Annotated in this window: 14 protein-coding genes and 1 pseudogene; 3 read left to right on the top strand and 12 right to left on the bottom strand. The window is 39.8% G+C overall.

From position 1 onward, the window contains the following. Positions 1-349: 349 nt before the first annotated feature. The 6 genes from C7972_RS05540 to C7972_RS05510 all read right to left on the bottom strand — a co-directional run bounded on the left by C7972_RS05540 (position 350) and on the right by C7972_RS05510 (position 9,661). Positions 350-607 carry a hypothetical protein gene (locus tag C7972_RS05540; RefSeq protein ID WP_110355231.1) on the bottom strand — a complete coding sequence of 86 codons (258 nt, stop codon included), beginning with the start codon at positions 605-607 and terminating at the stop codon, positions 350-352. Positions 608-657: 50 nt separating this feature from the next. Continuing rightward, positions 658-3,231, bottom strand: coding sequence for a DUF4838 domain-containing protein (locus C7972_RS05535; RefSeq protein ID WP_110355230.1), 2,574 nt, complete (start codon positions 3,229-3,231; stop codon positions 658-660). A 346-nt stretch (positions 3,232-3,577) separates the two neighbouring features. After that, complete coding sequence (locus tag C7972_RS05530; protein ID WP_110355229.1) at positions 3,578-4,177, bottom strand: DUF6642 family protein; 600 nt, start codon at positions 4,175-4,177, stop codon at positions 3,578-3,580. A 172-nt stretch (positions 4,178-4,349) separates the two neighbouring features. After that, positions 4,350-6,731, bottom strand: coding sequence for a hypothetical protein (locus C7972_RS05525; protein WP_110355228.1), 2,382 nt, complete (start codon positions 6,729-6,731; stop codon positions 4,350-4,352). Between the two features lie 1,369 nt (positions 6,732-8,100). Then, a complete protein-coding gene (locus tag C7972_RS05515) occupies positions 8,101-8,658 on the bottom strand; it encodes a porin family protein (protein WP_110355226.1) in 558 nt (185 codons plus the stop codon). A 355-nt stretch (positions 8,659-9,013) separates the two neighbouring features. After that, positions 9,014-9,661: a hypothetical protein gene (locus C7972_RS05510; RefSeq protein ID WP_146216272.1), complete on the bottom strand. Its 648-nt coding sequence runs from the start codon at positions 9,659-9,661 to the stop codon at positions 9,014-9,016. Between the two features lie 412 nt (positions 9,662-10,073). On the opposite strand from C7972_RS05510, the gene C7972_RS05505 reads away from it, so the two are divergent. Then, positions 10,074-10,934, top strand: coding sequence for an RNA polymerase sigma factor RpoD/SigA (locus C7972_RS05505; protein ID WP_110355224.1), 861 nt, complete (start codon positions 10,074-10,076; stop codon positions 10,932-10,934). A gap of 82 nt (positions 10,935-11,016) precedes the next feature. On the opposite strand, the gene C7972_RS05500 is transcribed toward C7972_RS05505, so the two are convergent. Next, positions 11,017-13,221 (bottom strand): hypothetical protein, encoded by a 2,205-nt coding sequence (locus C7972_RS05500; protein WP_110355223.1) that lies wholly within the window; start codon positions 13,219-13,221, stop codon positions 11,017-11,019. A 426-nt stretch (positions 13,222-13,647) separates the two neighbouring features. After that, positions 13,648-14,235, bottom strand: a complete 588-nt coding sequence (locus C7972_RS05495) for a DUF6515 family protein (protein WP_110355222.1) — start codon at positions 14,233-14,235, stop codon at positions 13,648-13,650. A 215-nt stretch (positions 14,236-14,450) separates the two neighbouring features. Here C7972_RS05495 and C7972_RS05490 point away from each other — a divergent pair, with 215 nt between their 5' ends. Continuing rightward, the gene (locus C7972_RS05490) at positions 14,451-16,478 is read left to right on the top strand and encodes an NADPH-dependent 2,4-dienoyl-CoA reductase (RefSeq protein ID WP_110355221.1); all 2,028 of its coding nucleotides are present in this window, start codon (positions 14,451-14,453) and stop codon (positions 16,476-16,478) included. 377 nt (positions 16,479-16,855) lie between these two features. Here the strand turns inward: C7972_RS05490 and C7972_RS05485 are convergent, their stop codons facing one another. Next, the gene (locus C7972_RS05485; protein WP_146216271.1) at positions 16,856-17,155 is read right to left on the bottom strand and encodes a hypothetical protein; all 300 of its coding nucleotides are present in this window, start codon (positions 17,153-17,155) and stop codon (positions 16,856-16,858) included. 168 nt (positions 17,156-17,323) lie between these two features. Beyond that, positions 17,324-18,106, bottom strand: a complete 783-nt coding sequence (locus tag C7972_RS23650; protein WP_146216270.1) for a hypothetical protein — start codon at positions 18,104-18,106, stop codon at positions 17,324-17,326. A 357-nt stretch (positions 18,107-18,463) separates the two neighbouring features. On the opposite strand from C7972_RS23650, the pseudogene C7972_RS05475 reads away from it, so the two are divergent. Beyond that, positions 18,464-19,232, top strand: a pseudogene (locus C7972_RS05475) (RNA polymerase sigma factor RpoD/SigA). A gap of 166 nt (positions 19,233-19,398) precedes the next feature. Here the strand turns inward: C7972_RS05475 and C7972_RS05465 are convergent. Further along, positions 19,399-21,426, bottom strand: a complete 2,028-nt coding sequence (locus C7972_RS05465) for a M13 family metallopeptidase (protein WP_110355218.1) — start codon at positions 21,424-21,426, stop codon at positions 19,399-19,401. 152 nt (positions 21,427-21,578) lie between these two features. After that, the gene (locus C7972_RS05460; RefSeq protein WP_110355217.1) at positions 21,579-22,031 is read right to left on the bottom strand and encodes a GNAT family N-acetyltransferase; all 453 of its coding nucleotides are present in this window, start codon (positions 22,029-22,031) and stop codon (positions 21,579-21,581) included. Positions 22,032-22,037: the final 6 nt, after the last annotated feature.

The raw sequence follows: 22,037 nt of genomic DNA, 5'->3' as shown, positions 1-22,037 counted from the left end.
CTTAACCTATGGCAATGGATCATATGCCTGTCTTGATAAAACTGCTTCGGCTGGCAGGTGTAAGATATTATGTACATTTTGAATTATTGGTTTAGTCAGTGGCTGAATCAAAAATAAAGCAGGTTGACGCGTTGGCATAATGCCAACAAAACTTAATCCACGTAACTATAATTCTATTGTCTAAAATATACCTACATGTTAGTATTTCACAAGAATCCTTAGGACTTGGGTGTTGGATTGTAAAGTCCGTATGGTCTAACAAAAGCCAAATTTGCCAAGATTTAAGAAAGTAAGCTTGATATTATACCTTTTTAGATACTATATTGATGCATGGAATCCTTAAATGATACTAAGGCCAAATTACTTGATTGTGTTTGTCTGTCCATTTACCACTAGTATATGTTATTAGGCCATACTTTTGATGATAATAACTTTCTCCGGTTCGGTACTCTTTGTCAATACCATCTTCCTTAAATTCTTCTACACACCATTCAGAAGCATCTGGTCCAACTTGCCTTACATAACCTTCTTCACAGCCATCACCATTACTTTCACAACCAAGACTAAAAAATACTAAAAGCAATAGAAACCTAAATTTTTTTACCATAATTTTAAGTTTAATGTATTCTAAAAATATTTTGGGAGAGCGAGTAACTTTTAATTATTTATTGGTGCTTTATCCAAATAATGTATAGCATAAGCGTAACTTGCCTCTTGCCCCGCTTTAAGTTGTTTAACATTAGGCGTCATTTCCAAATTGATCTGTACTCGCTCTGGACTCCAGAAAAGATTTAAATTTTCAAAAGTACCCGGTTTAAAACGTTGCTCAACACCAAATCCGGACTTCTGATTAAAATAGGCAAAGGAACCCCCTTTAAGACCTTCTTTCATTATTGAATTTGTCCTTTCTGTTGGTTTTGCATTTTCCCAACCCTGGTTTACCTGCAACCAATGGTTAGCTTTAACATAAACACCAACTTCTTGAGGGTCTAAAGAGCCCGACCCAGCATTGTATTCCGGGTGTACGAAGAAATTAAAGGAACGGTCCACCTCTGACTTTATTGAGGTTTCAAAGTGGATGCCATCTCCTTCGAGACTGATGGTACGTTCAATTCGTGCGCCATCATTTGTTGTAAGTGCAATAATTACTTTTGTTGGGCTTTGCTCCACAATTTCATACCCTAAAATTCCATCAGGTTTTGGGCCATCTCCCTCTCTGACCCATTCCTCAAAACGAAAACGATCAAATGAACGCGTAGGCTGAACCACGTTTCTATCTTTAGGCTTATAGGTCATCTCCACCACTTTAGCATTGCTTTCAGGTATTACCACTAAACTCCAATAGTTATTTTCTAATTGAACTGCTTTCAACCCTGAAAAAATATTACGCATATTTTCTAGGTAGGTCTCATTTTTCACATATTCATTATCCATTATTACGTTATACTTTGCACATAGATCAGTATATGTATCCAATAAAGCCTCATCGCCTTCCTTTAAAGAAGGCTTACAATAGCCATTTTCATAGGTAAGATTCATCGTCGCTACACTCAATTTTGCCCGATAAACACATAACGATGCCTTTTCTACCCGCGTACGCACCTCTTCCGATTTTGCCAATGATAATGCTTCCTTAAAAAAAGAATCTATTTGATCTACTGTTTCTGCATTTAAGCATAAAGGTGCTTCAGTAGAAAAAAGACCGGGGTGCCTCTTTTCTTTTTCAATCAAATTGTGATAATAACTTAAGTAATCAATGATAGGTTGTGCGGCTTCCTTATAATGCATCCGACAGAAGTCGATTGTTTCTTGCCAACTATCGCGGCCAGGTTTCCATAGACAGCGCGAAATTACATAATTTCGTAAGTCGCTTAACTCCGTAGAAAAACCATTTCCGGCTGCCTGCATAAATACGCCACGACCACTATTGTCTGCAAAATATTCCACATTATTTCCAATGGTTTGTAAATTTGGAAAAGGGAGGAGAAACGCCCTGAAATTGACATTATAATTCCAAATAAAGATGTTTTTGGCTATTTTGTTCCAATCATCCATATCCTTACTAAATTCTTCGTTCAGAATACAGGTAGGATCGTCAATCGCATGAAAATTACAACATTCAATACTACATAACATGAGCATAACATTATCTCTAGGACGTATTGTTTTCGGTGGCTTACGCGTGTATTCGTAAGCATAGGTGCCAATTAAAACCTCTGGATGCGTTTTTTCAACACGCTCTGCAACTGCATTGACAAAAGAAATCATGGTACCCGCATGGGATTCCTCTTGAGCATCGAGAGCAGCACAAGATTCGCAGGTGCAGTAACTACCATTATCCATTTGTGCAACGTTAAAATTCTTTCTTGTAGGATCTTTCTCAATGGCCTCCAAAGTAGCCTCCGTTACAATGTCCAGAACGTCTTTATTGGTTAAACATAATTGTGGTCCACCGCCATGCATGCTAACTTCTCTCCTACCATTAACCAAAGCATAGTATTCTGGATGTTCTTTGCCATAAATGGAAGGGGGAACAAGATTAGATACATTATGACTTACACGTATATACCCCGTAATACCGCCAAATTTCTCTTCACCTTTGACCGAATTAGTGCGTAGTTTAGCTGCAAACGAAGGGTTTTGGAGTGTTTCACCATAATGGGAAGAACGAAAAGCAAAAGGAGGAACGTAAGTATAATTTCGCCCTTTGATCCTAAAATTCCCATTTTTCCCTTCCTGTGGATAGAAAGTATGATCATGGGTCAAGAACCGAACACCACAATATTTTTCAAAAAACTCATATACACCATAAAGAGTACCCCGGGCTTGCCCCCCATAAATAGCAATTTGATCCTTAGAGATATCGATATTAAAACCTTCTTCACCAAGCTTTTTCGTTGTTGTCTTAAAACCAACTTTAACAGCTGCTTTAGGGCCTATTAAAATGGTTTTTCCAATCTTTGATTCGGTACTATCTATAGGCAACTCTTTACCTGTAAATCCTCTAAAAAGCCTTTGAAATTCAGTTGCAGCATACAATTCTGATGCTGTTGCGTTAGAACTGCAAAAAATCCCGTTAAAAGTGGACAAATTTGGTCCATCTGCGGGTAGAGAATCCCATTCTTCTTCTGAAAATGAAGATGCTACCTTTGGTGAACATTGTATTAAAGAACCCATTAATAATATAAAAAACACCCTTTTTAAGAAAGTAGGTTGCATCTTTTCTTTCATTTTAATATGTATTTAGATTTATGAAAATAACAATTTATAAAACAAAAGACCATGAATATTAAAATATACGAATTCTGGGGCCCACGGAGATAATAACTCCTGGGTCGGTCGCAAAATTTTAGGATCAAGGGTCGAGGTATTGAACCTAGATCCCGCCGAAAATGGCGGGATTAGTTCAACTTGCAATTTTCAGTACGTCTTACTGACTTCTCAAAATTGAGTTTCACTAATAATAGGAATCGACCCAAGGATCGAGGTATTGAACCTAGATCCCGCCGAAAATGGCGGGATTAGTTCAACTTGCAATTTTCAGTACGTCTTACTGACTTCTCAAAATTGAGTTTCACTAATAGTACAATCTAAAATCGAGCAATTTGCAGACATGGTAATGTCTTTGGTGCAACTCTTCTACAATATCCAGCATATTATCATCTTCTTTAAATAAGTTGAAGAATGCCTTATCAAGATTTGCGCTACTTATTCCATTAAATTCATTACCATAGCCAGAAACACCTTTTGCGCCAGTGATATCCAAAAAATATTGTGCTTCTTCTTCGTCCAAATCCAGAATTTTAGTATTTGAGAAGTGCAAGATCTTTCCTTTTAACCTTCCTTCAAAAATTTCAGCAATTTCCTGCAAACTATAGTAATAGCCATTTAGGCAAATACTATTGGCCTCACCGGACATGACCAAATAGATGATTTCATAATCCCTAAAATGATGGTCGTCCAAAACCAATGCATTTAAGCTATCTTCCAATCCTTCAATGGTGTCGCATGTTTTATATATGCTAGCTACCCCATACTTTATGGCCAATTGCCCCAGGTTTTCCTGTGTTTCGGTAACCTTGTCCGTTTCTATTTCTTGAACCCCTTCCAAACAATAAATGAAATAATCTGCATCTATAAATTGCTCTTGGGGTAATTGTTGTCTTTTCTCTAGCAAGTTTCTGAAATTGTATAAAGTATGTTAAACACAAAATTACTGTAACTCTTCAAGTTTTTCAGCGTTTTCATATAAAATCCCATTCCACACACATTTACAAATTACTTGTCTATTGTTTTATTTAATATTTGTGAATCTAGATTAAGATTTGATTTGAGCAACTTATTTTTGTCTAGTTTACACCAGTCCCGCTCACAGGAATGATAATTTCAGAATTGTTGTAGTCATTGCTGATTACGATATTGCCATTGTAGGGTCTTTCTTCTGTGGGTCTAAAATTAATTTGAACATTTTTTGGGATGTTCATATAATCTGAATCCATTAAAAAGGGCGACCCTCCTACAACATCGAATCCATTAGGTAAGGAGATGGAAATATTTATAGGGTCAAAGGTTTCCTTAGATAAATAAAAAGCTGAACTTTTGGAACTTGCCGTATTAATCTCTCCAAAATTAATGGTATTGGTTGTGGTGGTTACAGGATCTCCCGTTGAGTCAGTCCTATAAACAACAGTATTGCCTTCTATATCCTCGGGCGGTAACCATCCAGTCCCCGTTCCGTTTTCATGAAAAAACTCTACAACGAATGTTCCGGAATATTCATGAACATATTCAGCTTCTGCCTTCATGGTTACTGTTCTTGTTCCATCCTTTGGAATAATAAAATCAACGGGAGGTTCAAGCCTTTTACTTATTGTGGGGCTACCCTCCTCAATTTCCTCCCTGATCCAAGCCAGCTTCAGGTCATCAGGAGAATTATTGGTTATAGCTACATCAAAGCTTACCTCATCCCCACTTTTTGGTAAAGTTTGAGGTAAATTATGGGTAACACTCACCCTATTCATAATAACGTTGGCTACCGCCTCCATTCTAAGACTGGAATCTTGACCATGTAAGCCATCATCAAAGTCGGGGTTGATATAAAAGGATACTTCCGTGGTATATTCCCGTATTTCCTTAGGAGCGCACGATAGTTCCATTTCAAAAGATCCTTGGGGCGGTATGGTCAATGGCCAATCACCAGCACTTGGATACTCCACTCTGAAAAATTCCGACTGCCCTGTTGAACCTTCTTCTGGTTGCGTATAGACACCATACAAGGTAATTTCCTTATCGGTTTCATTAAGGATTTCTACCTTATACCGCGATTTTCTATTTACACCAATATCTCCAAAATCCAAGTCGCCATTCACCGTTAGATAAACACAATCCCTTAATTCATCCCCATCCTTAATAAAACAGAATTCTATTTCCTTATCATAAAGCAACCAATCACCAAATAGAGCACCCGTATCAAAGGCACTTTTTATATTGGTCCAAAAACTTAAAATCTTACCAAGCCCTTTAAAGTTTACACCATACTTGTCGGTGTCGACCCCGCTGCAATCTTCGATAATCGAAAAAATACTGGCAATCCTATCAGCAACATAAAAAAATACGTCATAGGCCAAATAAGCCCCCGATATTTTCCCGTCCTTGAACAATTTGAGCCTATCGGATATTTGAGAGGATTCTGATTGTCCGTCAAATACATTACCGCCCAACGACAGAATACAATCGGCATTTTTAATCAATTTTTTTAACCTGTCAGAGAAAATGCCTATGACACCCAAGGTTAATTGGCCGGTATTATAAAAGGCGGCTTGCTGATTTTGAAGAGTACCATCAAATGATAGGCCGCTAGTAGCCTTCATGGTCCATTGCCCATCCGAAGGAATATTGAATGTTGCTTTAAGGTTATCGGTCTCCCCGCCCGTGGAGAAACCACTTTCCAAATACCTGCTCTTATTCAAACCAGCACTTAACTTATGTTCTATAAAAACATCGTTCCCGTCGTAGATTCCCACGCCATAGGAAGCACTGCTCCTGTAATTCAGCACCGTTACTTTTCCATCTTCCAAGGTGAATTTTAGCGGTTCCACATTAACTTCCTCTTTAGCGGCAAGGTTGGTCTGAAACTGGTTCAAAAGGTTGAACAAGGCTTCATTCTTTGCTACATCCAAGGTACCCGTGGCAATTTGTTCTTCAACACTAATCCTCAATTCTTCAAATCCTGGGGTTTGCCTTATTTTGTCTACAGCTTCCAGCTTTGTTTCTGCAGACATCTCAAACGTCCAAGGATGCATCATGACCAAGGCAACAGCAGTTGTTTCCGCAGTAATAACCAAAGGCTCCTTACTAATTGGGTTTACATAGGAAAGCATAAGTATTTCCCCTTCCTTATCCTTTGCAAACAATAGCTCAAATGAACTTTCATTAAACAATTCAATCTCGGATTTGTGGTTGTCATTTATCACATCATCGGAAAATAGGGATGATACGGTCAGATCCTCTGCCTTAAGCTTACTGTCATTAGGTAAGATTACATAGGTATCGCGTTTTACATTGCCGTCTTCGGTAATCGTAAAATTATCTGTAGGGTCTACGGGATCGGCTACACCCCCATCTTCCTCTGCAACGGGATCTTCAAGGGGTTCTTCTATAGGATCATCATCTGAACCTCCACAACTAAAAGCAAGGAATATAAATAGTGTGCAAAAAAATGCATTTTTCATTTGGTTGGTTTTTGGTCTGGGTAAAACTAGGCAAAATGTTAAAATTTAATAGGATAAAAAAGCAATTTTTGTGTTTATAAAAAAAAGGGATTAATTTGATCAGTCGTGTTTTTTTTGATAAATAGTTTTTATTAATAGGAGCAATTTAGTAAAACCAATGATTAAATTATTCTTTCATTTTACTCAATTGGTTGTTATTGTTTTTTATCGGATTTCGTGAATCTTCGATTTCTTTGCTTGTCCAATGAAACCGACCTAGGAGGTTCATGAATACCTTATTACATAATAAGCAAGCAATGAATAAAACGAAACAAAAGAAAAGACCCTTCTTCGCTAGGTGGTCCCTAAAATCTCTGGATTTTAAGGACCGATGCCATGGCCTAAATTATTTCCAAGGCTTCAATAATTCTTAACGGCCATGCCATCTCCACGACGGAAGAAGAACGACCAAACAATGGACCTTGAGGGCAATGCCCAAAGTTATTTAATAACGGAAAATGACTTATCCCCACATGAAGGTTGACGCAACGTAAGGACCGGCCTATTTTCAATTTACTTAAGTGGTTATTATTGCCTGCCTTCGGCAGACAGGTTTTTTATAGGTTTTCGTGAATCTTCGATTTCGTATTAAATCAAGTGGTTTTCACATTAGAAGGTGGAAGGCGTCCATAGAGCATTTCACCCAAGTGAAAGCGGCCTGGACGCCGGGGCTGTGGAAAGTGCGTAGATTTAAAGAAATTTAAAATCAGCTCGGCCCCGGCTACAGCTGGCTCCTCCTAATCAAGCTACCCCGTACCTTGGTTGTTCGGCCCTGGTCGTTTTTTATTCATCGGCTGGTCTATTGATTTTTAATGGTATTCATGAATGCTACGCATTTGGGCGATGCAAAAAATGAACAGGATACAAACTTTAGATAGTAAATTATATTTTTTTGTAATTCACACACAACTTTTGGGATTGATCCATTTAATAGCCCTTGGTGAAGGGTATCTACCGATAATTACTGTACTTTATCCATTATATGGCCATTTTGATACTGTTTGGAGGGGTACTTAGTGTTGCAATACCTCCTTACCCCATGCCGGCGGACCCAACGAAGAAGAGGTATATAGTCTGCAAAATGATTGTGAACCCGAAGGAGGACAAGCACTACACTATTTAAAGCGGTCCCATACATCCTTCATTAACACCTCCCGGTCTAGTGCTGATAAAGGGGATTGAGCCAACAAATAAATGGTTGAAATTAAAAGAAATATTGGGTATCGTGTTGTTCCAAAACATGGTTACCTATAAAAACAATGGCCCTAGTGTTTCTTTGAATCGAACCATAGGGCCATTTTATACCGGTTATATTTTAAAAAGATACTGCTTAAAAGAAGAAGTAGCCCACAGAGACTTGTAAGACGGCATTCCTGAATTTATCCGAATTCCCATCTACATTATTAATATTGGATAATCCCAAATCATAACGCGCACCAAAATGAAGTCCGTTTTTTAATTTATACCCCAGCCCTAGATTTATACCAAAATCAACGGTTTTAAAATCATCTTTTACATCCACATCTTCATATTTGCCGGAAAGCAAAAGCCCAATTTGTGGACCAGCTTCCACACTGAGGCCCTTTGTTAGATAATATTTCCCCATTAATGGAAGGTTCAGATAATTTAAGGCAACTACATCTTCGCCAATACTATAGCCCTGAATGGAATACATTATTTCTGGTTGAAAAGAAAATTTATCGCTAAATGGCATTTCGGCCACCACACCAAAATTAACCAGGCTGGTTATAGGATCGAGGCTTCCCGTATTGTCCCCATAAATTGAGGCAAAGTTAATACCGACCTTGGCACCAAGATGAATGTCCTGAGCATTTACATTTGCCCATCCAAAAACGGTCAATGCGGTAAGAAGTAATAATTTTTTCATGCTTTAAATTTTAATTGTTCAAAACAAAAGAAGATGTTTTTTAATGTCCAGCCTTGTTTTTATTATCGCTTTAACGTTTTTAACCAATTTTAACAAGTGCTTAAAAATACTGGGAGTGGAATGGTATAAAAATCAAAAGGTTCGGAAGGGGGCCATCCGGTTTTAAAATGGGGACCAAAGGGAATATACTGAATGGTATAGATGTATTTACCCAACAAAACTGTTAGTCCCCATAATTAAGGTTGGGATGGCAAATACCACGAAGTTGATAGGCCGTATAGCGACTATTGGCTAATGTATATTGAATTTAATATAACTTTCCGTATAAAGTACATGCCCCTATTTAGGCAATTTCCTAAATATACCTTGTCGCCTCTTTATTATAGGAAGCTAATTTGGCAAATGGGATATCATAAACTGAAGCACCTATGGCTTCTTCATCCATCTGGCCCAGAATTAAGCGATCTGCAAGTGTATCGTCATATTCCTCCCGTATTTGCTTGTCATTGTCCACTGCCATGATAAGGTCTTCTTTAATCCTTTCCTTAATACCAAAGAATTTTCTACCCTCCATTGTTGTTATAAACTTCGAGAGCATAAAGGTGTACTCTACCTCTATCCGGGCATTATCCAAGTTTTCAGGGGCAATCGTCCAAGGCAATACATTCCCTATACGGGGAATAAGGGGCTTACAGTGTTCTTTAAATCTAGGATTGTTCATAATGGGGTCGTTGAAGTCTGGGTGATAGCCATAACTTTCACAATACTCATGAAGTCTCCTCCCTAAATCTTGATACTTATCCTTCAATGTGGATTCGTTGGAAAAACGCATGGCCCATGCCCTATTATCTTCTTCAATATCCCGGGCCTGATCCTTAAAGGTCAGATCATTTCTCTTAAAGACTTTGGCCAAGGTTTCGATCTCTTCTGCAGTCCCATTGTATTTATGTAGCCAGTCCGTATAGGCACTTTTGGGCATATTAAAAAGGCGATCGCGTTCCATAGCTATCCTTATTAGCGACTTTAGTTCATGTTGCTTTTGTGTCATTGAAAAAACGTGCATTTCTATCCAACAGTCACAACCCTTATCACCCCGAATCCGGGTTTGTTTATGGAGTTATGCGCTACCAAACAAATTTTTGAGTTCCCTTTTCCCAAAGTTATTATTTAAACATTAGGTGTCCAAAACCATTTTGCGCCTTTAACCAAACTCCACTCCCTCCTACTGAAATAGAGATATGACACCCAGAATAAGTGTTTCCTCTTAACACACCTTGATATATTAAAAATGATTTAAAAAAAGGCTGTTTTTGTGTTATTTTATTGAATAAAATTTAAATAAAATGCAATTTTATTAGGATTTATTCAATAAAAAGCGTAGGTTATAGTAAATAATTATTAATTAAAACAACTATATGAGGCAACTTAAGATCACCAAACAAATTACGAACAGAGACACTAAATCCTTAGAAAAGTACTTTCAAGAAATATCAAAAATTGATTTGATTACCGCAGAGGAGGAGGTGGATCTGGCCAGAAGAATACGTGAAGGAGATCAGATTGCCCTTAATAAGTTAGTCAATGCCAATTTACGTTTTGTGGTCTCGGCCGCAAAACAATACCAAGGAAACGGTTTACGACTTTCCGATCTGATCAACGAAGGAAATATTGGATTGGTAAAAGCGGCCAAACGTTTCGACGAAACCCAAGGCTTTAAATTTATTTCCTATGCGGTATGGTGGGTACGCCAATCCATATTGCAGGCGATGTCCGAACAATCGCGTATGGTGCGTTTGCCATTGAACAAGATTGGGGAAATCAGCAAAATAAACAAGGTGTACTCTTCCTTGGAACAAACGTATCAGCGCCCCCCAAGTGCCGTCGAGATTGCCAGAGAACTTGACATGGGCCCAGATCAGGTTAAAATTGCCATGAAAAATGCCGGAAAGCATTTGTCCATGGACGCACCTTTCACAGAAGGGGAATCTTCCAATCTATACAACGTTATAAAATCCAAGGAAACAACCAGCCCAGATGCCAATATGATGAAAGACTCCTTGAGAATGGATATTGACCAAGTCTTAAAAACACTTCCAAGTAGGGAAAGTGAAATTATACGGCTTTATTACGGTATTGGACAGCGAACCCCAATGAGCCTGACCGAAATCGGTGAAATCTTTGACATCACCAGGGAACGTGTAAGACAGATTAGGGAAAAAGCCATACGGATTTTACAAAATAAATCCCGCAACAAAATTTTAAAGGAATATTTATAAGCGTCTATAAATCGTTTATGTTGGTCGGCAAGCTGGCCCCTACCCCCTTGGACGCCTTGGTCAAGTTGAGGTTATAATTACCTTACTCGGCCTGGGGCGCACTAATGGCATCAACATACCTGCCCGCCCAATAGGGCAACAAATAGATATAGGGGGCATATTCCCGTTTGCCGTCACTTCCGCCATTGTTTCTATATGCCCCATTGTGCAAATGCAGCGTCCTCTCGTCGCCCGGCAACACCTCGGTATAGGTCTGGCTTCGGAAATTAGGGGCTATTTTCGTCAGGTCCTTACGGTGGTCGTTGTTAATTTTCCAATCGATCAAATCCATAGGAAACTCCCGCAACCACCAGGCCGATTCTTCACTATCTATATTTTCTCCCCCAGCCAATGCGAATAGATAATTCCACAAAGGATTTTTTTCGGAGCGTTCCACTTCCCAATGACTTTTCACCGAATTGAAATGTGCCTCCCTTTGTTCTTCCGTAAAGGAATAATTAACAAATCCGGGCATCGTCAAGAAATACATTTCATCATCGGAATGGTTCCATTTATCACTTAAATCCTCCCCTTCCACATAACCAATAACCGTAGCCGGTCTGTTGGCATTATCATCATATCCGTATTTTTTTATCAGTTTTTCGGCTCCTTTTTTATATTTTTTGTCCTTTGTAAAATGATAGGCGGTTTGTAGGAAAGACAGTATTAGGGTGGAATTCAGCCTGCGATCGCCCACATTGATGGGAAAGCTGTTTACGTATTCTGGATTCCATCTTCCCCAAGCGGTGGGCTTTCCATTCCAATCCCTTAGGTACCAATCGTTATCCATAATATGGTCCATTTCAATTTTTATTTGATGTATGGCCCTATCCCGCCATTCCTTATCGGGTGCCAGCTCGGCAAAAAGTGCGTACACGAAAAAATGCCCACAGGATTCATCGCTGCTGGTGGTCGACTTCCATCGCCAAAGTTCATCCTCGGATAACTGCCATATCCTTCCGTTTTCTTTTACATATTGCTCCCTCCATTCTTCAGAAAATCCGTTGGCATGAAGTCCCACTTCATAGCCGTCCCTTTCAAACGACCTTGCCGGAAAGCCTTTTAAATTGGGAAGTGCCGTTAACCTCTCCATGGCCTCAAAGGCTTCATAGGCATTCTGTTTGGCATCTTCGGACCTGGTTACCGCATATCTAAACAACTCCCCTGCCAAATACATGGATGTCCAGAGTCCGTCATTATCGGTATCGTGGAAGTAGCCCGTAGAAAGGTCCCCAGGTGTTCTCATGGCCAAGTCCGAAGTAAAACCGTAGCGGATGTGCCGCAACCGCTGAATTTCCTGAAAATATTCCGCCTTTTGCGCCAGGGTCATGGGTACGAAGTTAATTTTGCCCATCCCTTCCTGGGTCAAGACCAGCACACTTCCATCGGGCCCTTCCGCCAAGTCTACCACCTCATCGTCTAACAGCCAACGCTTGGAAGCGTAATAATCGTACTTACCATCATCACGCAGTTTGAAGGCCCCTTTGGTAGATCCGAACCACAGGTTTTCACGTATATTTTTAACACTGGTTATTTCGGTCCAAGGCAGCTTTTCGTCCAAGGTATTTAAGGCATATGTTTTGCGATCCAAATACTGTATTCCATTGGCAGTCCCCAAAACAATTCGGTCTCCATGAAAAGCAAAGGCGGTTAAATTAGTGCCGTTAAACACTTTTTTTGATGTCTTTAAAACACTATCCAACTGGTATAGCCCTTCCGCTGTTAAAAGTAAAAAATGACCTGAATTGGGGTCATATTGAACGGATAGGGGTTGTAGCCTACTAATGGCAGCCCTCCAAACTTCCTGATTGTTCTTAAAAAGGGCAAAATCCCCTTCTCCTGCAATCAAGGTCAAAAAATCGGGGCCTATGCCCATAGCCTTGGGACTCTTTATATTATGGTCTATGTATAACTTCCCGGCCCAGGCATTGCTTAGGACCGCTTGATCCGTTAAATATACAAATTGACCTTGGTACTCGGCCAAAGCCACAATATCCATATCCAGCAAAGGTCTGTACTGTACGTCTTGCCGCAATCTTTTTTCATGTGGGAGCATGAGGCCTTGGCTGCCAAGAACTTTAATGGCCTTATTTCGATCACTGGCAATTTGAAGCAAATTTATATTCCCTTGCCCCTCCTCCAAAGAAAACTTTTCGGCACTATCCTGTAGAAACGGCTTATCGGTGACCGTTTGTGCCTTGGTTGCAAATCCTACTAGTAAACAAAAACCTAAGAATAATCTTTTCATAATTTATATCAATTGAAGAATCGATAAAAATAAATGTATGTAAACTAAGTTGCACCACTATTCTTGATGAATACCTATGGTATTTTAACCTTGTTGGATTTTAACATTAGAAAATTAAAAATAAAATTTCATCAAAATCCCAGCTGTTTCTTAAAATGACCGACAAAGTTGCTCCCTCAAAACACATAGGAATACCGTTAAACAGGTATACACATTCTAAAATCAACTATCCAAAAACGATGGTTTTCAGAGACTGAATAATTGCCTTGGCCATGAAAGACCCGACAATAAATGGGATAATATTCTATGCATTCAATAGGATGGGGTAGCACACCCTCCTTATAATCCCCTCCCTTTACAAACCCAAAAAAGCGTTTACCGATGTATTGATAAACGCTTTTTTTAATCGACCGCTATTTCTGCTATCTATTCCAAATCCACTATACCAACCACTTCATAGGCCCTAGTACCATCTACCTGTACCTTTTCATATAGGATATTGCCGAACTCATAATAGGTCTGCCCGTCTATGGTCACTTTTTCATAATCGTCAGGGAGTTCATAGACTATGGTCCCTATTTCGGGTTCAACCACTTCATATTCGTTCCCGATCTGGGTATAGAAAGTACCTCCCACGGTAAAGTAGACGTGGTTATTAAAACGAACCCTGCGATAATTGGCCGGTAAAGTACTTATTCTAAATCCTATTTTGGGAGCTATTACAATGTAGCGCCCCCTAGAATAGGTATAAAACCTATTGTTGGAATAGTAGTAATTTTGCCCTTTGTACTTCACTATCCTTCTATTGGGTACGGTTCTCACAGAAACGACCTTCTTTTTAGGGGTCCTATACACCACTCTTTTGCTGGACACCCTATTTGGGGTCTTTTTGGTTACCGTTCTGGTCGTTTTGGTGGTGGTAATTGTTCGAGTGCGGGTTTGGGCCATACCTACGTACATAAAGCCGATAAGTAATATGGACAGGACCAAATATGTTTTGCTATTTGTTTTCATAGGTCAAAATTTTAAAAGGTTAAACTTTATTCCACTTACACTCCTTTGACCTTAATTTTCAATTTTGGTTTAATCCTACAAATGGATTTTGGACAAAATGATGTTTTTCTAGACCCAACTAAGATTGCCCCCTGCCCTACCGTTAAATTTGAGTGCAACCCAAAAAAACCGTACCTTGTTGATTATTATGCATGCATAGTAAAAAATATAGGCTAATGACCGAGTATAAACATATTTTCGAGCCCTTGGACTTGGGATTTACAACCCTTAAAAATCGTATTCTAATGGGATCCATGCACACGGGCATGGAAGAGAAAAAAAATGGCCTTGAAAAAATCGCGGCCTATTATGCCGAGCGGGCAAAAGGTGGGGTTGGTCTGATTGTTTCGGGAGGGATTGCACCGAACGTGCAAGGCTGGACGGCACCCTTTTCGGCACGGATGAGCAGCAAAAAACACGCAAAACACCACAAGGTTATAACCTCCGCAGTACATAGGGAAGGTGGCAAGATATGTATGCAAATTTTACATTCCGGACGTTACGGATATCACCCGTTGGCGGTGGCACCTTCGGCGATCAAATCGCCCATCACACCCTTTAAGCCCTTTAAACTAAAACCGTCCGGTATTCATCGTACGATCCGCGATTTTGTAAATTCCGCCAAATTGGCCAAATTGGCAGGCTATGATGGTGTGGAAATTATGGGATCTGAAGGCTATTTGATCAACCAATTTATTGCTGAGAGAACAAATACCCGTACCGACGATTATGGGGGATCCTATAAAAACAGAATGCGCTTGCCCATAGCCCTGGTAAAACAGACCCGGGAAGCCGTAGGGGAGGAATTTATCATCATCTATCGATTATCCATGTTGGATCTAGTGGAAAAAGGAAGCAGTTGGGAAGAAATTGTAGCCTTGGGCAAGGAAATTGAAAAGGCCGGTGCCACAATTATCAATACAGGAATTGGCTGGCATGAAGCACGCATACCCACCATTGCCACATCGGTACCACGCGCTGCCTTTACTTGGGTGACCAAAAAGATGAAGGAAGAACTTTCCGTTCCGTTGATTACTTCCAACAGGATCAACATGCCCGAAACCGCCGAAAAGGTACTGGCCGAAGGTCACGCCGATATGGTTTCCATGGCACGGCCATTTTTGGCAGATCCCGAATGGGTAAACAAAGCGCAAGCCAATAGAGCGGACGAAATAAACACCTGTATTGGGTGTAACCAAGCCTGTTTGGACCATGTTTTTGTCCAAAAAGTCGCCAGTTGCTTGGTAAATCCGAGGGCATGTCATGAAACCGAACTAAATTATCTACCTGCCGAAAAAAAGAAGAAAATTGCGGTGGTAGGGGCAGGTCCAGCAGGCTTGGCTGCCTCTACCATTGCCGCACAGCGCGGACATGAGGTGACGCTTTTTGATGCCGACAAGGAAACAGGGGGGCAATTTAACATGGCAAAACAAATTCCCGGGAAGGAAGAATTCTATGAAACCATTCGGTATTTCAACAAACAATTGGAATTGCACCAGGTAACTGTAAAATTAAATACGCGGGTAGAAATCGAAGATTTAAAAAATGGAAATTTTGATGAGGTTATATTGGCTACCGGGATTGTACCAAGAACTCCAAAAATTGAAGGAATAGAGCACCCTAAAGTATTGAGCTATATAGACGTTTTAAAATTAAAAAAGACTGTGGGAAAACGCGTTGCCGTTATCGGTGCAGGAGGAATTGGTTTTGATGTGTCCGAGTATTTGGCACATGAGGGTGAAAGCACCGCTTTAAACATTGACGCATGGTTGAAGGAATGGGGAATAGACAAGACCATGAAGGCCCGTAGCGGTATTGAAGGGATAAGTGCCGAAGTCAGGCCCTCTCCAAGGGAAATTTTTATGTTGAAGCGCAGCAAGGGAAAATTTGGTGGTGGCCTAGGCAAAACCACTGGTTGGATACATAGAAGCAGCTTGAAGAATAAAAAAGTACAGTTTATCAATCAGGTACAGTACACCAAAATTGATGATGAAGGTTTGCATTATGTTCACAATGAAGTGCAGCAAGTGTTGGAGGTAGATAACGTGATCATTTGTGCCGGGCAATTGCCACTTAAGGAGTTATTGGAACCCTTGGAAGCCACAGGCATAAAAGTACATGTGGTTGGAGGGGCAGATGTGGCAGCCGAATTGGATGCCAAACGTGCTATAGATCAAGCCAGTAGGTTGGCTGCAATAATTTAACCCTTTAAATTGAGGTTATTGCCCGCGTATTACGGATTCCACACACCGAAACCAAAATGACAATTTAATCCCGTACTGCCGTACATCATGTATTAAGTGAATTTAATTTTTTAAAGGTAGTCATGACTGCTTGCCATTGCAACTTATGCCGTTTCTGGACATTTATCAAGACATTTTCACACGGCTTTAATCCCTTTTTTAACAGTAATCTGCAAATTTTAACTATTTAGACATTTATTTTCATCCATGGTCTAATCTCCATAAAGCCTTTTTAACAGATTCTGGAAGAATGGGCATTTTCTCTCTATGGACCCGTAAATCTATAGATAAAAAAAGCGTATCCGATAGGATACGCTCATTTACATAAAAATTATTTTCTACTTTAACAAGGCCAGAATACCTTGCAATTCAGTAAGGTTAAGGCTAGAGTTACTATCCGTGTCCAATACATCGAAATTTTCGGCCACAGAACCGATGGCTTCGGTTGAACTAACGGCATCATCACTATTGGTATCCAAAAGACTGAAGAGACTTGCTACTTGCTGAACCGTTGAGTTAGAACTTAAAGAACTTAACAATGTTGCTGCATCCGAAATATTAGAAGTGTTCAAGTTTTTTACGCTATTGCAACTAGATACTGCGGCTATTAGAATCAAAAAGGCTACTACTTTTTTCATAGTTTTGTGTTTATTATATTTCATTCAACCGCGAAAATACCCCCACCAAAATAGTCTAAAAAAAATCATATACGAATACGGTAAATACCCCTACATACAGCTCGTTTTGATAGATGAAATGGATTCTGAATTTTCAATTCAATGTCCCTGGGGGTTTGAATAAAAAAGCTATTCAGTCAAATTCGGATTAAACCAAAAGTCGATTGACACTGCTACTGGTCTTTGATCCTGCTGTGGTCTAGCTCCACCTTGACTGCCCCCTCTGGCGCCACCACTGCCTCGGCCTCCCACTCGTTGACCACCTCCTCGACGGCCACCTTGACGGCCACCACCAAAGCTGACACTTGAACCTTTATCTACAGTATCCCCTTCCACTTTTGTGGTTAGCACACCAATAGATAATTTTGAATAATCAATGTCACTATCAGCAATTTTTTGTTTAGGCATTTTAAGATCATAGCGTAATAAATTGGCTTCTTCATCATAGTTATAATTAATGGAGATCCCCAATTTATTAAGATCTAAATGAAATTCTTCTTCATAATCATTATTGATATAATTGGCTTTTTTGGGCATGCCATCCAACATTACCAAAATATCCGGTCCTTTTTGATCACCGTTTTCTTTTACCCTACTGTTGCCCCCATCTCTATCATTTCTGCCTTGTGCTCTTTGCAGAGGTTCCATTTCCAATGGATATTGAACGGAGACCTTCTTTTTTTTCTTTCCCTTTATATCAAAATAAACATAGAACCCACGGTGCAGCATTGAAAGCATTGTAGGTTGATTGGTAGTACTAAGCTCCAAATAGATATTTTGAGCATCCATAGAGCAATTGTATTCAATATGGTCTTCGATATTTTCCTTTGGGGATTGAGCATGACTCTTTGCAAAGACAAACAACCCTAGTACATAAAGCGATAGTCTTATCCTATTTAAAATAAAATTCATTGTATTGGACTTTAACTTATTGGTATTTGGAGCAAACTTAATGAAATATATTAGGCGATTTTAGAACTTTCTTTAAATAGCCATTAGTTTGGAACGAATGAAGGAATAATTCCTTTGAGTCTTATTACAATTAAATACGTCTGTAAACCTTACTTAATGTGAGTTTCATCCAAAATGAAGTTCAAATAAATGATTATCCATTAAAAACCGGTCGATCTCAAATTTCTTTGTAATTATCAATAATTAAGTATATTTCTTATGTTTTGATTAAAAATAAATCAAAATAACTGCAATTATATTAGGAATTATGCAAAAAATGTTAAATTATAAGACATAACTAATAATTAAAACAAATATATGAGGCAACTTAAGATCACTAAACAAATTACGACAAAGACACCAGATCCTTGGAAAAATATTTTCAAGAAATATCAAAAATTGAATTGATAACTCCAGATGAGGAGGCGGACCTGGCCAAAAGAATTCGTGACGGAGATCAGATTGCCCTTAATAAATTAGTAAATGCCAATTTACGTTTTGTGGTTTCTGCCGCAAAACAATATCAAGGTAAAGGATTACGCCTTTCCGATCTAATCAACGAAGGAAATATTGGCCTGGTGAAGGCGGCCAAACGTTTTGACGAAACCAGAGGTTTTAAATTTATCTCATATGTCGTTTGGTGGATCCGGCAATCTATCTTGCAAGCGATGTCCGAACATTCCCGTATGATACGATTGCCAGGGAATTGGATATGAGTCCCGCACAGGTGAAATTGGCGATTAAAAATTCCGGAAAGAAATTGTCCATGGACGCACTTTTTGAGGAAGGGGAATCCTCCAATTTATACAACGTAATAAAATCGAAAGAATCGAACAGTCCCGATACCAAAATGATAAAGGACTCACTAAGAACGGATATTGAAATGGTGTTAAAAACCCTTCCCAGTAGGGAAAGTGAAATTATTCGTCTGAACTATGGTATTGGGGAACAAAACCCAATGAGCCTCAGCCAAATTGGTAAACTCTTTGATATCACCAGGGAACGTATACGGCAAATTAGCGCAAAAGCACTGCGGATCCTTCAATACAAATCCCGTTCCGAAATTTTAAGGGCTTATTTATATTAGTACATAATCCACATTATTGGAATTGTGCACCTTGTTGGCCAAAATAAAATACCACATTCTAGGCAGAAGTCCTTTTTTTGGAATTATTTCTTTAGCGATTTCATATCTATAATGCAGACCATCCCATTCAAAGGACAAATTTACATAACCTTTCTTTTTTTTGTACTTACCATATCTTGATCCGCTCAGCTTCAGGTCTGTAATTCCGATCCCCGGGCCTAACATCAAAAGCCTCATAAAACGGTGTAAAGTTCATTAATGGGCCATTTACACGCCAGATAGGTGGCGAGTGCGGATCGTTCATTACATAATTGCGCAAGAATTCCTCGCGCATTTTTACCCGCCATATATTGGCTATGGAAAGAAAAAAACGTTGGTCTGGAGTGTAACCTCCTATTTTGGTGGAATCCTGTCCCTGTTGGGTTAGCTTAAACGCATCATAGGCAATGGCAATCCCTGCGTTATCGGCCGCGTTTTCACCCACCGTTAAGTCGCCCTTCAAATGGATACTGTCCAAAACCGTGAAGCCAGCATAAAGGTCACTGATCTTTTGAGTTTTGGCCTTGAACTTGGTATAATCGTCCTCGGTCCACCAATTGGCAACATTGCCATCCTTGTCATATTGTGCCCCTTGATCGTCAAAGGCATGCGTAAACTCGTGACCTATCACCATTCCAATACCACCGTAATTAACAGCATCGTCGGCATATAGATCAAAATAAGGGGCTTGGAGGATACCGGCGGGAAACACAATTTCGTTCAACGATGGGTTGTAATAGGCCGTTACCGTGGAGGGGGTGGTATGCCACTCGTCCCTGTTGGGAGCCTTATTAAGTTGTTTTAGCTCGTAATGATAGTCATCTTGTTGCAAGGCCACCACATTTTCAAAGAACTTATCACGCTCTATAACCACGTCATAAGTTCTCCATACATCAGGATAGCCTATTTTTTTGTTGATGGCATAAAGTTTTTCCTTGGCTTTTAGCTTGGTACTATCGCCCATCCAATCCAAGGCATCGATACGCTTCTCCAATACTTCCTGAAAATTATTTACCAGATCCAGGGCCCGTTTTTTAGCCTCTTCCTTAAAGTAACGCTTTACATATAATTGTCCTAGGGCAAAGCCTATTTGATCATCTACCCGGCGTACCATCTGCTTGGCCCTGGGTTGTTGTTGCGCCTGTCCCGACAATGCTTTGCTATATTCAAATGCGGCATCCCTAAAGGGTGTACTCAATATATTGGCGTGTGAATCCAAGGAATGTGCTTTTAGGTACGTTCTCCAATGGTCCATTGGCACCTTGGTAAGCAGTTTATTCAAAGTGTCATAATATTTTGGTTGGGAGATATTCAAAGAGTCGATCTCCGCACCCAAAATTGAGAATAGCGTCTTCCAACCCAAATTGGGCTGTTTTTGATCCAGTTCGTCAACGGCCATTTTGTGATAGTTCTCTTTAATGACCCTCCGCTCTGTACGCGTCTTGTGCGATTGGGCCAATTGTTTTTCCAAATCATAGACAATAGCTGCCCGGGCTTCGGCATCCTTCTCCCCTACCAACTTAAAAAGTGAGGTCAGATATGTTTTATAGGCCTCCTGAACAGCTTCTACCGAAGCATCTTCCAGAAAATAATAATCCCGGTCCGGCATGCCCAATCCGGTCTGGGCAACATGTAGAATATTAAGGGAACTATTCTCCTGATCAGGGGAAACATAGGGCGCCACCATGGAATAATCCCCGGACTTGATCTGGGTAGCTACAAAGTCCATCATACCCGGAATATCCTTTATGGCCTCTATTTTATCCATTATGGGTTGTATAGGCGAAATTCCTCTGGCGTCAATACTAAGGGTATCCATTCCAGAGGCATAAAAATCGCCCACCATTTGTTCTATACTCCCTTTGGTATGTTCTTGTTGGGATACTTCCTGCAGAATATTCCTGAGCAGTTCTTGTTGGGGAATATTCAAAAATCGATAGGACCCAACCCCAACCTGATCCTCCGCAATAACCGCTGTGTCCATCCATTTTTTATTGACATGATTAAAGAAGTCATCCCCTGGTCTTATGGAATCTGTAATTCCGTCAAAGACAACGGTCTTATTATCGGTTAAAAGATCGTTCTTATTGGAAGGTTCATTTTTACAGGAAATACACATCCAAAAAATCAAAGAGGCATAAAACAGTGTTTTCATGGCAGAATTGTTTTGTTAGCTCTAAGATATGTTTTTCCTGTTGTTTTATGGGTAGGAAACGGATATAGTGGGTAATATAATAATAAAAATAAAGTCTGGTTCCCTACCTCCCTTCTTCCCTTCCCTTATGAGCTTCGCTAGAAATTATCCAATCAAAAATGTATCTTCATCCCCTCATGGCTGTCCCTAAACCCAAGTTTTGAATAAAAGGCTATGGCCTGTAGCCGTTTCTTGTCCGTGGTCAATTGAAGTACATGGGCATTTCTTTCCTTGGCTCTCTTTATAGCCCATTCAAACATTGTAGTACCTAAGCCCCTTCCCCGTTGATCCCTTCTTATTCTTACCGCTTCAATCTGGGCTCTTACACCTCCGCGATAGGTGAGGTATTGGATAAAGGACAATTGCAAGGTACCTATCACCTCCCCCACTTCATTTACAACAACCATAAGCTCCTGGTTTTCATCGCCCATTATATTTTCAAAGGCCGTGTAATATTCTTTGGGCAAGGGTATTTGAAAATTCTCCCTTGTTTTTCCCAACTCATCATCGGCAATCATTTCTACAATGGCCAAAACGTCCTTTTTTGTTGCTTTTCTGAATATCATATCCTT

The sequence above is a fragment of the Arenibacter sp. ARW7G5Y1 genome (assembly GCF_003201775.1).
Classification (GTDB): Bacteria; Bacteroidota; Bacteroidia; order Flavobacteriales; family Flavobacteriaceae; genus Arenibacter.
Note: the sequence above shows the minus strand (reverse complement) of the source record. Positions and strands in the feature narration are given on the sequence as shown.